This window comes from Salmonella sp. SG203 (genome assembly GCF_013350575.1).
Lineage (GTDB): Bacteria > Pseudomonadota > Gammaproteobacteria > Enterobacterales > Enterobacteriaceae > Salmonella > Salmonella enterica.
On record NZ_SNMT01000002.1, the window covers coordinates 1 to 13,721 of the forward strand.

Sequence of the window (13,721 nt, forward strand, 5' to 3'; positions counted from 1 at the left end):
CACACCATAATCGGTTCCGGTTGCCAGACCGAATACACTGGCCCCCATTAATCCACCAGCCAACACTGTCGCACTGGATACAGGTTCGGACATTCATCCCCCTCTGGTTGTGTGGGTCCTCTCAGTTATGAGGGGAAATAATAAATATCCTCCGGCATAGCCGGAGGATATTTATTCATAAAGAACACAATTAAGAATAATACCGATTTAATTAAAATAACTTGATCTCACAGTTGAAGAATGAATAATAGCGAGCCCTGCCAAGGCAGGGCATAGAAATAACCAACGAGAAGAAATAGGTAGGAACTAATGAAAAACACCGCTCTGGGTAAGTTCATTTTTATCGTCGGCACCGCGTTACTGCTCGGTGGCTGTAGTGGCATGGTCATGCCTCCCTATGCCACCCACGGTACATCGGTCGGAATCATTGCGCCGGCGGGAGGCTATAGCGAGTGGCACACGGATAGCCGCAACCACACCACAGGAGACAGTCACAGCCAGTCACAGGGAAACTGCACCCAAAGTGAAGATAGCCAGCTCAGCGAAAATGGTCTCACACGGACACACCAAAGCAACTGTAACACCCGTAGTCAAACCCACAGCAGTAGCACCAGCAAAACCCGCTCCAGCAGCGTCGGTTTCAGCGTCGGGGGGCCTGTTGGTGCTAGCATAGGGTTGATCAAGCAGATGGAGTCGATGAACCGTGCGCCAGCCAACGATATGAGTAGTAATGAGATGTTCAAGAATTTCGGTTTCTAGCACATAACGCCACCTGGTACCGTTGTGGTGTCTGGCCCGGCGGCTATCTGTAACGACTCACAATCGAAAAAAGTCAGACTCGCAATCAGCGCAAATTTTGGCTCACAATAACTGCAACTGAAATCGGACGTGGACTCACGCTAAGTGAGAGCGAAATCCGACGCTCAGAGCCAAATGAGAAGTTTTTTCCATTGGCAGTAATTGTGAGCCAGCAAAAATAGATTGTGAGTCCATTGAATGGGGATCGTTGTGCATTTTCATAAGCCTCACCTCCGATAGCTCGGATGGCGCAGTGTGAAGTAGGAAGGCCGCCCGGTGGATCAACGACAAAACTCAGAGGGATTATTCCGGACGGCACAAACAGAAAAGCCCCGGCAATCACCGAGGCTTAAATTGTTGCCGGTTACCGCTCCGGCGCGATCAGCAAAAGCTATCGCGGTATCAGATTGTGGTCCTGCCTGTGTGAGCTTTGCGGTCGGCTGGAACATGTAGACTCCGCATCACTCCCCGCACTTTGTCTTATTGGCGTCGGGAATCCATAAAAGAAAACCCCGCCGAGGCGAGGTTCTTAATTCTTGTAACGTCACAGGCATAATAACCCATCGTTGGAATCAGGTTAGCCATTTTCCGTTAAGTTTGCAATAGCTAAATTATTTTGGTCATCGAGTCACGTTTCCCAGAACCTTTTCTGCATACGATTCCTCAATATGGCAATGCTCCACCAGCCGATCGAAAAACAGTTTATAGTTGTACCGCCATACCATTTCCGTTACTCCTAGTGCTTTAAAAATCTCGGTATCTTTGAGACGTGGGTAGCCTCTTCCCTTGCATCTTGGGCATTTTTTATAAACCGGCACGCCCTGCAACTCAGATTTTTTCTTATCGAGAATTTCTCCGCGTCCCCGGCAACGACATTCATTTTTCACATGGCCTTTGCCATCACACGCCTTACACACTACGCGCACCTGCTCACGAACTGATTTCCACACCTCCCAGTCGGACGGAGAAATACCTTTCGTATCTTTTACCCATTTTGGTGGCTTACCATCCGGATAGGTAACCTTGTTCGTGAAAACCTCAGCATCAATTAATTTAGCACCATGACAGCTACTGCACGTCACCAAGCTGGCCGCGCTGAGGGAATAATCGCGAAATACATAACGCGCCATAGTGTCGAGAAATTTTGAACGCTTACCCTCTTCCATTTTCCGTAATGCCCCATGCCGTTCTGCACGCTGCTCTGCTAATAGCCTGATATAGGCGATGATATTTTCAGAAGATAAAACCCCAGCTTTTGCAAGATACAATTCAATACCCACTGCGGCTTTTGCAGTAAGTAGCCCGAGGGATGCCATTACGTCAGTAATAGTCAGCGTATCAGACGTTATTCCGCATGGTACTGCGCCGGGCATCATGGATTTAGGTGAAAAATATTTCGGTAAGGACTCAAGATTCATTTCGATGCTCCCGTTTTGCTTCAATGCGGACGTAATTACGAAGAATGCGGTATGCCACAGGAAAAGATCCCCGGTATCGATAAATTCGGAGACGCAACCAGCGCATGCGGAGTATCTCGATCAGTTCTGGTTTCATGCGGCCTCCAGCTTTTTTAGCGCACGCAGATCCGCCAGAGCCGCGAGCCTGATTTCCTTCAGCTCCTCGACCGTCCAGCGGTGCGGGGTGTTATTGTTCTCGAGTGCCAGCACCGCCGCCTCACCGTAACGCTCAACCAGCGCGGTACGATATGCTTCGATGTTCCCTGATTTGTAGACGTTGCAGACATCACACTGAAGATGGATGTTGAAGCGAGTGAAGCGCAGATGTCCGGCGGCGGCCGTACTTCTGTAATGGCCTGCATGCCATGCGAACGCCGTCTTCGTTCCACAGGAGATGCAACCGAGTCCTTCTGCCAGTTCGGTTTCGCGGCAAATGTCATTTACGGCGCGCTGCGTCAAGTCAATCCAGTGCTTCAGCGGCTTAACCGCGGCTTTCCGCTGGCGCCAGGTGGCGCGTTCTTTTTTCTCAGCGGCGCGCTGAAGGGATTGCGCCTTACGTTGCGCGGCTTCGCGAGCTTTTCTGGTTTGTTCTTTGCCGACGGCGCTGGCGCACTGGTACGAGCAAACGATCTGCCCCTCGCGTATCGGGTGAAACCACTGGCGGCATTCTTTGTTTGCGCACTTACGGCGCGGTAATTTAGCCATGTTCACCCCCAGACCTTTTGGCGTAAGGATTTTGGCGTCCGCACCCGGTGTGCATATTCAGGTAATTTCGCGCTGACAGTCCAGGTAATGAAGTCAGGGTTCAGGCTCTTTTCTGTCCTTACGCCCCGCTTCTGATAATCCGATATCAGCGTGTCGGCCTGCTCGGTTGTGCAGTCATGATGATGGAACCAGGAGTATTTCATCGCCATCACCCCGCAAAGCTCATGAGCTGGGCGGCGGCGTTCCCGGCCTCGCGCTGAGTACGGAATGTACGTGATAAAATCCAGCGCCAGAGAACATCAAGCGCAGATTTATACAACTGCTGAAATTCGACCTCATCCATACTGGAAAAAGCGATGCTGCGGGGATGTTTGCGAAGGGTGCCGTCCGGTAGCTGGATGGCGTCATAGTGACCAGCCTCAACCGTCACCCATGCGCGGTAGGCATCGAAAGATTTAAGAAGGGCGACGTCCCCGGTTCGCAGGGTAGCTACGTTATGGAGGTACTGTTCCGCCGCCTCGTTAAGGGCCGGGGTATATTCCTGGCCTGCGGAGTCGCAAAGAAAATTAACGAACCCGGAGATAAGTTTCTGTTCCCGCGATGTGACCGTGCCGCCCGTTGGCGTCCAGTAGTCGAAACCAAGCTGAAGGAGTTTAAAAAATCGTTTATGAAAGGCGTAGTTGCGGACACGCTTAAAATCGGCGTGTATCCACTCACCGATTTTTACTGAGCGCAGGAAATCCCCACTCTCCGGCGTCGCCGGGAGCAGAAGCCCTGATGAGGTTTGCTTGACCAGTTGTAAATGCGCCATCGTTCTCTCCGGTGGCGCAGTAGATTGGGAGTTCAGCCCTCAGACGAGTATAACAAAGGATGATTATTCATGATAACCGGCCCTGATAGTCAGCTCATTAATCAGGGTATCGCTCCCCATGATGTCATTTTGCAACAACGGCAGAAACCGGACATAGCGGCCATCCCGATACATCAATGACCTGTTGCAGTCAGGAAAAAAATCCATTTCAGCAATTACTGTCATGTCATCACGGCGAATAACAGCATATTTACAAGTGAATGTTTTATTTAATTTTTTCACGGTGTCTCCATAGATAACGAACTTGAGCATTTTTAAAGCATCTTCATTCTCACCATGAATATATAGCTGGCTACTAATTATCATTATTGATAAATATGACTGATTTTTGACCACATGCAATGACATTTTCACTGTGTTCTATTTATAATTTTAAAACTGGTGATTTTTGACATGCTCATTTCCCGGGCATTAAAAAAACCGCCGGAGCGGGTTGAATGTGGGTGCATTGAGGATACCTGACACATCAGGGGCGGCGGGGATTTCTCCCCGCCGGGTCTCTTACCCCTCAAATTCGTAAGCCGTGAAGACAGCGGCCTCCGTCTGTCCGTACAAAGTTCATATTCATCTGATAATATTTAATCAGACACTACTTTAAGGTAAATTTATCACGCTCGGTATTAAAAAAACATTCACTTTTTCTAACTATCATACCCATACAGATAGGCTCCCGACTCAAAGGATGCTCTAATCCCTGACACACCAGGTTGAGGAATGCCTCTTTGTCAAATAAGCAACAAATATCTGACTGTGATGATACTTTAACAAAAACACCGTTTGTTGGAATATCCAGCGTTATCGGACAAGTTAAATGTTCTTCAGAACATGCAAAACTTCCTGCTTCAACCTGAAAACTACAGAAATTAATCCTAACAGGTAATAAATCTCTTATGTTGGCAGGTTGAGTATTAAAATGGTATCTAGCGTTCTGGGATTCAGAAAAAGTTAAAGATGCAGGCGGTGCAGGCATATTCCATGTACGATTTAATTGGCGTGCCAGCCTTTCTGCATTGCTAAACCTTTCTGGATAACTCCTGCGAATATCACTATAAACCTGCCCCGGCTCACGCCATGGAACCACCTCAAATGCTCCTTCGTCGGGGCTATGACGTACCAGGTATAATGCATCACGTAGTTGCACCTGTATTTCAGTCGGCCCAGTCGCGCCATCAGGAGGTCTGGCTGCATTACGTATACTGTCGAGAATATCCGAGGGTAATGTCTCTATTCTCATATGGGTATTTAAATATACATTTGGAAAACTTAATGGCATATTTCATTTCCTTTTATATTATTAAAGTTAAGAACACAGTAGTTATTATTTTTTTGAAAACATACCCCACACCATCTCACTATCATCCACACCTAACTAATACTTAAACATCCTGAATGATCTAGTATTTTTAATGCAACGCTTTCAATCAAATTTAGGACATATTCCATTTAGTCTGTTCATTATTCACACGTAGTTTCAGACGGGACTCAGCACATCCTTCCTGGTATTCGATTTTCATTCAGATTTCGCCTCCCGGTAATTTCCCCGATAAAATGCCAGTACCCTTTGCATCGTCACGCTGTTCCGGCACTCCGTACAGATAACGTTTCTGGTCCGGTCGTAGGAACGCACCACACCCTCCGGTGTTTTCAGAAAGCGGGTAATCCTGGCATCTTCACGTTTCTGCTTCCAAAGCAGGAAAGCCTGTTCCGAAGGGAAAATACCGCTTCTCCCGGCCTGATACAGATCCCCACAACTTTCCGCCTTTTCCAGGTAGTGACGGGCTGAAAAAATGGTTAACCCCGTTATCTTCCGCAGTTCTCCAAACGTCATCCGACCGTGGTTTCGTACCAGTTCCGTCAGGCGCTTCTGTATTTCAGCTTTCTGCGCCGGTGTGTAATTTCTGCTCATAAGTCCCCCCTGTTAAAGCCTTCCCGCCGCCTTACGCCGTCTGAATTCTTCCATCATCAGTTGTGCCGGGGTTGGCCCTGCCGGATGACGCGGCGCTGCCAGTTGACGGCGTACCGGCGGTATGCTGAAACCATTACCGACGTGTTTTGTCCACTTCGCCAGTAACCGTTCTGCAAGTCGTTTCAGTTCGCCTTCCGTCATCTGGTGCTCAACGCCCGTTCTGCGCATCTCGGTGCAGATGTGATACAGAACCGGCTGAGGCCACGGATATTTATCACTGCCGGAGTAGCGCCAGGACTCGTTACGCCAGTGACGATATTCCGCCAGCACCGCATCGGCTGTGAGACCAAACGCATTAGCTCCGCTTTCAGAAACCAGCGAAATAAACTCAGCCAGGTCCGGCGGCCATGTCTCAGCCGCCCGGCATCGCTCCATACACTGCTGACAAATCAGCCGGATTTGGCGCTCAGTCATCGCCCCAATCTGGGCCACCCACAGCTTCGAAGGTGCCGCGCCGTTCTTCTGCGTCCATCGGTTCGAATAAATTTCCCCCATGACTTCCCAGAGTCGCCAGGCCGTCTCCGTCGCTGGCGATCCCGTTTTCGCGTTCCCACTGCACGCGGGCTGCCCTGATTTGCTGTACTGCCCGCGATGCGGTGCTGTCTGGCTGGATTTCTGCATGGTTTTCTCCCCTGCTGGCTGGTTTCGCCTTTGCCCTAACGTGGTTTACGTGACGGGCGAATTTTTGTTCCCACTGGATTTGTGTGAACACCTTTCCCTCCGACGTCCAGTAATCCCTGAACGCGACAAGCTCCGTAGGTAAATATTCCGGCTCTGGTAACGCAACGCCCCACTGGGCGGCCCGTTGTCGGAAATCCAGCGAGGGATGCCAGTCATCCATCATTGAGAATTTCCCGATCGGCTCGTTCAGGCCTTCCCGGTATTCCGGTTCAGTCACGACAGGCTGTTCCATAATTCCAGGCTGACTAACCGGAGCACTCGCGCGCGCGCACGCGTTATGTGTGGGGTTTAATTCTTTTAGATCTATATCTTTATTAGTTCCCTTTTTGTTGGCTTCCTGTTTAAACACCAAACCAACACCTGTTGAACTTGTGTTACTTCCACTGGCGGCCTGCGTTTTCTTCCTGTTCCTTCTGGACTGAACAGATGCTTTCCCTGCTGCCGACTTTTTCGCCAGAACATCCCTGACCGCAGCGAGATCATTTTCGATACGCTCATGAATCCATTCAGTACCGTTATCAATGAAAAACTCTCTCAGGGACTCTTCCACTGCCCCCCAGCGTTCACTGCTAATCCGAGCAATTTTTGCCAGCCTGCTTTTCGGGATAGCTCTTCCGGTCTGCCAGTAATTGAACATCAACAGCAAATAGGCTCCATGCTCCTCGGCAGAAAGGTGCATGGTGTCCGCCAGATAATCAGCGATGTAAAGCTGCATGTATGGAAGTGCGGCCATAAAGCCTCTCTACGCTCTTTTCCGGGCGATAAAACATAAAAAATTACTCACTCTGGTACTGCTGGCGATAACCGCTACGTAACGCCTGTAACGCATATATGGCCTCGTCACACTTTCGCTCAAAATCCGCCAGCGGCGCGCCAAGAAGTACCGCGCTTGCCACTGCGGTTTTTTTAAAAGCTGTGAAAGCAGGTATTCAATGCTCTGCCCTGCCGTTATTCGTTTATGCAGTTCCGGCGCACTTTTGCGGATCGCCTCCAGAATAGCGGGGATCAGCGCAGAGAATTTCTCGCAGTGCTCCGCCGTTTCCCGTTTCCGCCAGCGCTGAAAAATGTTTATCCGGTTACGGCGCCATGCGTCGTAATCCACCGTTCCGTCGTCACGCTCGATACGGTGAACCGCTATTTCCGGTCGCGCCGGCTGCTCCAGGAATGCGCGGGTGATCAGTTGCGTGGCGGTTTCCTGGGTTATCTGTAGATATGCCAGCCATGACGATAACGCCTGACTGGCTGTTTCAGGGGTGATCATGGTTGTTCACCTTCGCTAATATGGTTCTGCTATCGTTCACATGAGGCGGGAAAACATCATCAAGAACACAGCGAGATCCCAGATGGTTAAGTGTGGCAACAATTTTTCGGCACTCCTCCAGTCCGGGTGTGCGAAAATTTGCTTCGTAGTTCGCCAGACGGCTCTGTATCCATCCCAAATGAGTCGCAAGCTGCCTTTGAGATAGCCCCAGTTGCTTTCTGTATGTTGAAATTTTGTTCATTTAAAACCTCCGCCACAATTCTAAACACAATTTGTGTTGCATGGTCAAGCTGTTTTGTGTTTTGCGTAAATCACGCATCGTGATAAAAGGGAGCCATGAGAAAAGAAAATGAAAAAATTGCCGCCAGCCGGCTTAATGATGAGATCGCAATGCGCCTCAAGGAGCGCAGACAAAAACTCGGCCTGTCTCAAGGTAAACTAGCTGAGATTTGTGGATGGACTCAGTCACGCATAGGAAACTATGAAGCAGGAAGTAGAAATGTTGGGGTGTATGATGCAGTTGTACTTGGTGAAGCACTAGGTATTTCCCCACCCGAACTTCTATTTGGTGAAAGGGACTCCTCGCAGGCATGGCTAAGTGATCAACATAAAAAATTGCTTGAGTTATTCAATCAGTTACCAAGCTCAGAGCAACAACGAATGATTGATCTCTTTGAGGTTCGTTTAAAAGAGATTGATGACTATGTTGAAACGTACCTAAGAAATCGCCTTAAAAACTCAACTCAACCTCCAGAAAACTAACTTAAGACTTGACCTGAATAGTTTAAAACCTGCCACTGGCGGGTTTTTTATTGCCTCAAGCCCAGCAGAACGCCCCCCCCAACAAAAAACACATTTTGTGTTGACAATTGCGCATCATTTCGTGTTTAATGAATTCATCAAGACAACGTCAGACCAGATAACAGCCGGACAATACCATGAGTTATCCCGCTGCTGAGTCGGGCTAAGTAGCCAGCCTGAGGCATACGAACATGACGGCAGTTGTTGTTAAGTAACAAGCGCAGTAGATAAAACGTTCCGCCGCCGGGCGTTAAGCGGATGAGGGAAAAATGAAAGCAATCGACTTAGGCAACAATGAATCTGTGGTTTATGGCGTATTTCCCAATAATGACGGTACGTTTACCGCCATGACGTTTACCAGAAGCAAAACTTTCAAAACTGAAGCTGGCGCACAACGCTGGTTAACAAGAAACCATTGTGAGTAAGAGCCAGACAGGAAGCCGGATTCAGAAAAGCATCCGGCGCAACACGAAAGCGCACTACGCAGAACCTTCCCTTGTCAGGTCTGTCGTTTAATCCACTGCGACAGTGCGCTTCCGGTTGCGAGTGGAACCCGTGACATTGCTGTGTGTAGTCTTTGGCGGTACCAGTTCATTCCTTTCTGGTTTCCGCCCTTTTTAAAGCGAATTTTGTGGTGTGGTGAATGCGGCTAAGCGCACGCGGCACAGTTAAAAAGACATAACGGTCCTTCATGTTGTGGGTGGAAATAGTAGTCGGCGGTAATGGTTAACTGGTTATCGTCACCTGGAGGCACCAGGCACCGCACCAACAAAATTCGCTTATAAACAGGCAAAGAGGATAAAACGATGAAACCTGTCATTACACCTCGTTCCGACTGGATGCGCAGTCCGGTTAAACAGCAGACTGCAATAAACAGAAAACCGGGCTTGATTCGTAAAATTTATACTCTACTCACCCAGAAAGGAGACCCGACATTAATTAACTGCGCATATTGTCAGAAAGCAATACCGGAAGAGACCGCATACGAATATGAACTGATATATATGCACGGAACGCTTATTTCACGTAAAAAACAAAAATATTGCAGTAAACGCTGTGCCAGCCATGACCAGATGGCACATGAACTTTAATTAATCATTTACTGAAACAATAAAACTATGCCAGCAATGGCAGGGATTCACTCAACCTGAAAAAGGAAATAAAAATGAAAAATACAACGCCTGATGCAGCAGTATTACAGGAACTAAAAGAACTCACCAGCCGTATATTTAAGATATGCGAGCAAAACAATATGCCGGTAGTTATTGGCTATTCATACGAGTTAAGCAGAAACGAAGATGGCTATTCAATAAATAAATCAATAACTGCATATGCAGATGAAAAAACAGGAGCATGGGACTCCACTATAGCCGCAGCAGCCATGTTGCTCAAAGTGAAAGACGTCCCCAGGGAGGTTATTGGTGCATTGAAGAGCTTGTCTGTTGCCAGTGATTTTGCGCGGGCGATGTCTGAGGCCTCAAAGGAAAAAAGCCTGCATTAAATGCAGGCGCTTCCCCGGCTTTACATCCCGGCGATGCTGAGGTGAGCGACCAGACCCACCACCAGAGACATGACCAGTGAGCACCCGGAGAGGATTTTCACTGGCAAAACGATTTTAATCTTAACTGAGGTTAAAAAACAATGAGCATTAAGCAGGAAGAATATTCATTTTATTACAAGGTTAAAAATGAAAGTGCCAGGAAACGCCTCGGCTTTAAAGCCGGTTTTTTCTGGTGTACAGCTAAAAAGCAGTCACTCTCCCTCTCCCGTGGCGAACTGGCTATGGATGCTGCCGGATTTGATGAAGCTGATTTTGCCAGACCTGTACGCGTACATTTTCCGGTAGAAAATGACATTCCGCCCGAGGGTGTCTTTGACACTAAATTTTGTGAAAACCGCGAACCCGGTGGCGAAGACGGCAAAATCCTGACACTTATCCCCGGCGCAGCTTCTGCTGTTAAATCAGATGAAACAGAACGCGCCGACGGTGCTGGCACTCCTGCCGGAGAAAACGGGATACAGGAATCTCATAACCCGCCAGCAAACCCTCAACTGACCGTGGTTGCGACACTGGCGTTCCGCCATCGCGTTCTGGCACAGTATATTGGCGATGGAGAATATCTTTATCACGTCGATACAGACCAGAAAAAAGAAATCGCGTGTCTGGAGATGGATACTCAGAATACCACTGTCCAGAACCTGATACTCGCAGCAGAAAATGTAGAGCCGTTCAAAAAAGCTATCGAGCACGATATTCACAAAGCAGTGAATGCGTATAAACAGGTATTTCCTGTCGATGGAAAAGTGCCTGAGTTATGCACCACTATTAAGTTTTTTAAGGAATGGTTCAGTGCTGAACACATTAACCGCGGCCTGCTGGTTAAGGAATGGGCTGAGCGCCTGAAGAATAAACCTGCGCCCGTTAAAAAAACCGGGCCACATAAAGTAATTGTCGCCGACGTAAATAAGCCAGAACGTCCACGCCGTAGCGAAAAACCGACACACAGAACGATTAACTATGAGCTCGCCTGTGGTTTCTGTGAGGAGCTGGATCTGAATAACCTGCGTCCTGCAATGGATTTTGCAAAACGTATCATCGCCGAAGACCGGGAAGACTGGAAACAAATGTCGATGACAGTGGGCATTATTCCCGACATCAAAGGCTACGACCGACAGACCATTATTGACCTGGTACGCAAAGCGCCAAAGGCCGTACATAACGGTAATCCTGATCTTCGCCGGACGTGGTGCGAAAGCTTTCTTGCCGTTCATGGTGTTCGCGATCCGGACTGGTACGAATATGTGCCTGATAACACCCCAACAACCCATGAAGAAAATGCAGCAAGGCTTCGTCAGGCGGGCAAATGTCTGCGGGATATTGAGACAGGGAGATTTCAGTGTGATGAAGAAAAACCGCAACCGACAGGCGAACTGGCAGATGAACCAGCAACGCCTGAAGCAGTGGAACAGGACACAACTGAACATCATCCGGACCCGCAGCCGCTGGAGAATGAGCCACCTGTAAGCCAGACAGAAGCAGGCTACCAGAAAATACGGGCAGAACTGCACGAAGCACGTAAAAACATTTCACCCAAAAACCCGGTTGATGTTGGTAAACAACTGGCAGCCGCGCGCGGTGAATATGTCGAAGGCATCAGCGACCCTGACGATCCGAAGTGGGTTCATAACAATTACAGCGCCTCAAATCAGGGTGAAAAAGAAGAAGTGGTGCCAGAGGAAAAACAACCAGCAGCAGACCCGGAGGCTGTCACCAGAAACGCGGACGGGACTTTCGATGTCTCAGCGCTATTCCCGCCCCCCTCAAACCAGACCGAAAAAACGGAAGCCAGAACAGAAAGAGATGGAGAAACGCCGAAAGAGAGTAACCAGCAGGAAACGGCTGGCGATACAGGACAGGAAATTACAACGGACGGTGGATCAGGTACTGGCGGTGATGAAGCTGGCGAAGCGGCAGATCCCGTAGAAAACGGAAATTTCACTGTCCCTGATGATATACAGCCAGGTATTTACTATGACATCCCTAACGAGGCGTATCACGCTGGCCCCGGCGTCAGTAAATCACAGCTTGATGATATCGCAGATACACCAGCAATTTATCTTTGGCGCAAAAATGCCCCCGTGGACACGGAGAAAACAAAATCTCTCGATACAGGAACGGCTTTTCACTGCCGGGTACTGGAACCAGAGGAATTCAGTAAACGCTTCATCATCGCACCGGAGTTTAACCGCCGTACCAGTGCAGGAAAAGAAGAAGAGAAAACCTTTCTGGAAGAGTGCGCCCGGACAGGAAGAACCGTGCTTACGGCAGAAGAAGGCCGGAAAATCGAACTTATGTACCAGAGTGTGATGGCGTTACCGCTGGGGCAGTGGCTGGTTGAAAGCGCCGGATATGCTGAATCATCAGTCTACTGGGAAGATCCGGAAACAGGAATTTTGTGTCGGTGCCGTCCGGACAAAATCATCCCTGAATTTCTCTGGATCATGGATGTGAAAACCACTGCTGATATCCAGCGGTTCAGGACAGCTTATTACGATTATCGCTACCACGTACAGGACGCTTTCTACAGCGACGGTTATCGGGCGCAGTTCGGTGAGATACCCACCTTCGTCTTCCTTGTTGCCAGTACAACCGCCGAATGTGGGCGTTACCCGGTTGAGATTTTCATGATGGGTGAAGACGCAAAACTGGCAGGTCAGCGGGAATATCGTCGCAATCTGCAAACCCTGGCCGAATGCCTTAATAACGATGAATGGCCTGCCATTAAAACTTTATCACTGCCCCGCTGGGCGAAGGAGAATGCAAATGCCTAAACAACCACCTATTGCAAAAGCCGACCTGCAAAAAACACAGGGAGCACGCACCCCGACGGCAGTGAAAAATAACAACGATGTGATCAGCTTTATCAACCAGCCTTCCATGAAAGAACAACTGGCGGCGGCCCTGCCCCGCCACATGACAGCGGAACGCATGATCCGGATAGCCACAACGGAAATCCGAAAAGTTCCGGCGCTGGGTGACTGTGACACCATGAGTTTTGTCAGCGCCATCGTTCAGTGTTCCCAGCTTGGGCTGGAACCCGGCGGCGCGCTCGGTCATGCCTATCTGCTACCGTTCGGAAACAGAAACGAAAAGTCAGGCAAAAAAAACGTTCAGTTAATTATTGGCTACCGGGGAATGATCGACCTTGCCCGCCGTTCCGGACAGATTGCAAGTCTTTCCGCGCGCGTCGTCCGCGAAGGTGACGATTTCAGCTTCGAGTTTGGTCTGGAAGAGAAGCTGGTACACCGTCCGGGTGAGAACGAAGATGCACCAGTTACTCATGTCTATGCCGTTGCCCGCCTTAAAGATGGCGGCACACAGTTTGAGGTAATGACCCGTAAACAGATAGAGCTGGTACGGGCACAGAGCAAAGCCGGTAACAACGGCCCGTGGGTTACTCACTGGGAGGAAATGGCAAAAAAAACCGCCATACGCCGCCTGTTCAAATACCTGCCTGTATCCATTGAGATCCAGCGCGCGGTATCAATGGACGAAAAGGAGACGCTGACTATCGATCCGGCTGATGCGTCTGTCATCACAGGTGAGTACAGCGTCGTCGAAAACGCTGGCGTGGAAGAGAACGTGACCGCATAACGGAGGCTGGCGGTCGCTGACCGCCT

At 49.3% G+C, this 13,721-nt stretch carries 20 protein-coding genes; 7 read left to right on the forward strand and 13 right to left on the reverse strand.

Annotation, left to right across the window (positions count from 1 at the left end; genetic code table 11):
- Nucleotides 1-309: 309 nt before the first annotated feature.
- On the forward strand, nt 310-759 hold the full coding sequence (locus HV477_RS03105; RefSeq protein ID WP_000798706.1) for a lipoprotein: 450 nt from the start codon (nt 310-312) through the stop codon (nt 757-759).
- Nucleotides 760-894: 135 nt separating this feature from the next.
- Here HV477_RS03105 and HV477_RS03110 read toward each other — a convergent pair whose 3' ends face one another.
- From HV477_RS03110 to HV477_RS03165, 13 genes are all read right to left on the reverse strand, one after another.
- Nucleotides 895-1,020: a hypothetical protein gene (locus HV477_RS03110; protein ID WP_001534733.1), complete on the reverse strand. Its 126-nt coding sequence runs from the start codon at nt 1,018-1,020 to the stop codon at nt 895-897.
- A 398-nt stretch (nt 1,021-1,418) separates the two neighbouring features.
- A complete protein-coding gene (locus tag HV477_RS03115; protein WP_001047630.1) occupies nt 1,419-2,216 on the reverse strand; it encodes an antitermination protein in 798 nt (265 codons plus the stop codon).
- Nucleotides 2,206-2,352, reverse strand: coding sequence for a YlcG family protein (locus tag HV477_RS03120; RefSeq protein WP_001617856.1), 147 nt, complete (start codon nt 2,350-2,352; stop codon nt 2,206-2,208). The genes HV477_RS03115 and HV477_RS03120 overlap by 11 nt, the downstream gene beginning before the upstream one ends.
- On the reverse strand, nt 2,349-2,960 hold the full coding sequence (locus HV477_RS03125; RefSeq protein WP_079899178.1) for a recombination protein NinG: 612 nt from the start codon (nt 2,958-2,960) through the stop codon (nt 2,349-2,351). The genes HV477_RS03120 and HV477_RS03125 overlap by 4 nt, the downstream gene beginning before the upstream one ends.
- 2 nt (nt 2,961-2,962) lie before the next feature.
- Entirely contained in the window at nt 2,963-3,169 is a 207-nt protein-coding gene (locus HV477_RS28355; RefSeq protein ID WP_001241019.1) for a hypothetical protein, read from the reverse strand.
- Entirely contained in the window at nt 3,169-3,771 is a 603-nt protein-coding gene (locus tag HV477_RS03130) for a DUF1367 family protein (RefSeq protein WP_000940762.1), read from the reverse strand. The genes HV477_RS28355 and HV477_RS03130 overlap by 1 nt, the downstream gene beginning before the upstream one ends.
- A gap of 63 nt (nt 3,772-3,834) precedes the next feature.
- Nucleotides 3,835-4,083 (reverse strand): hypothetical protein, encoded by a 249-nt coding sequence (locus tag HV477_RS03135; RefSeq protein ID WP_000911592.1) that lies wholly within the window; start codon nt 4,081-4,083, stop codon nt 3,835-3,837.
- A 337-nt stretch (nt 4,084-4,420) separates the two neighbouring features.
- A complete protein-coding gene (locus HV477_RS28360; RefSeq protein ID WP_001131212.1) occupies nt 4,421-5,104 on the reverse strand; it encodes a T3SS effector NleG family protein in 684 nt (227 codons plus the stop codon).
- A gap of 237 nt (nt 5,105-5,341) precedes the next feature.
- On the reverse strand, nt 5,342-5,737 hold the full coding sequence (locus tag HV477_RS03145; RefSeq protein WP_000089409.1) for a DUF977 family protein: 396 nt from the start codon (nt 5,735-5,737) through the stop codon (nt 5,342-5,344).
- A gap of 12 nt (nt 5,738-5,749) precedes the next feature.
- Nucleotides 5,750-6,292 (reverse strand): replication protein P, encoded by a 543-nt coding sequence (locus tag HV477_RS03150; RefSeq protein WP_157872077.1) that lies wholly within the window; start codon nt 6,290-6,292, stop codon nt 5,750-5,752.
- On the reverse strand, nt 6,204-7,211 hold the full coding sequence (locus HV477_RS03155) for a DUF1376 domain-containing protein (RefSeq protein ID WP_000729544.1): 1,008 nt from the start codon (nt 7,209-7,211) through the stop codon (nt 6,204-6,206). The genes HV477_RS03150 and HV477_RS03155 overlap by 89 nt, the downstream gene beginning before the upstream one ends.
- A 9-nt stretch (nt 7,212-7,220) precedes the next feature.
- Nucleotides 7,221-7,739, reverse strand: a complete 519-nt coding sequence (locus HV477_RS03160; RefSeq protein WP_001674122.1) for a hypothetical protein — start codon at nt 7,737-7,739, stop codon at nt 7,221-7,223.
- On the reverse strand, nt 7,726-7,980 hold the full coding sequence (locus HV477_RS03165; RefSeq protein WP_001033911.1) for a helix-turn-helix transcriptional regulator: 255 nt from the start codon (nt 7,978-7,980) through the stop codon (nt 7,726-7,728). The genes HV477_RS03160 and HV477_RS03165 overlap by 14 nt, the downstream gene beginning before the upstream one ends.
- A 95-nt stretch (nt 7,981-8,075) precedes the next feature.
- Here HV477_RS03165 and HV477_RS03170 point away from each other — a divergent pair, with 95 nt between their 5' ends.
- From HV477_RS03170 to recT, 6 genes are all read left to right on the forward strand, one after another.
- The gene (locus tag HV477_RS03170) at nt 8,076-8,501 is read left to right on the forward strand and encodes a helix-turn-helix domain-containing protein (RefSeq protein WP_001224470.1); all 426 of its coding nucleotides are present in this window, start codon (nt 8,076-8,078) and stop codon (nt 8,499-8,501) included.
- A 308-nt stretch (nt 8,502-8,809) separates the two neighbouring features.
- Nucleotides 8,810-8,965 carry a DUF1391 family protein gene (locus tag HV477_RS03175; protein WP_001674119.1) on the forward strand — a complete coding sequence of 52 codons (156 nt, stop codon included), beginning with the start codon at nt 8,810-8,812 and terminating at the stop codon, nt 8,963-8,965.
- Nucleotides 8,966-9,346: 381 nt separating this feature from the next.
- Nucleotides 9,347-9,631 (forward strand): YdaE family protein, encoded by a 285-nt coding sequence (locus tag HV477_RS03180; RefSeq protein ID WP_000805616.1) that lies wholly within the window; start codon nt 9,347-9,349, stop codon nt 9,629-9,631.
- A gap of 74 nt (nt 9,632-9,705) precedes the next feature.
- Nucleotides 9,706-10,041, forward strand: coding sequence for a hypothetical protein (locus tag HV477_RS03185; protein ID WP_000799629.1), 336 nt, complete (start codon nt 9,706-9,708; stop codon nt 10,039-10,041).
- A gap of 140 nt (nt 10,042-10,181) precedes the next feature.
- Nucleotides 10,182-12,872: an exodeoxyribonuclease VIII gene (gene recE / locus HV477_RS03190; protein WP_079899177.1), complete on the forward strand. Its 2,691-nt coding sequence runs from the start codon at nt 10,182-10,184 to the stop codon at nt 12,870-12,872.
- Complete coding sequence (recT, locus tag HV477_RS03195) at nt 12,865-13,695, forward strand: recombination protein RecT (protein WP_001126032.1); 831 nt, start codon at nt 12,865-12,867, stop codon at nt 13,693-13,695. Before recE ends, recT begins: the two co-directional genes overlap by 8 nt.
- Nucleotides 13,696-13,721 lie beyond the last annotated feature (26 nt).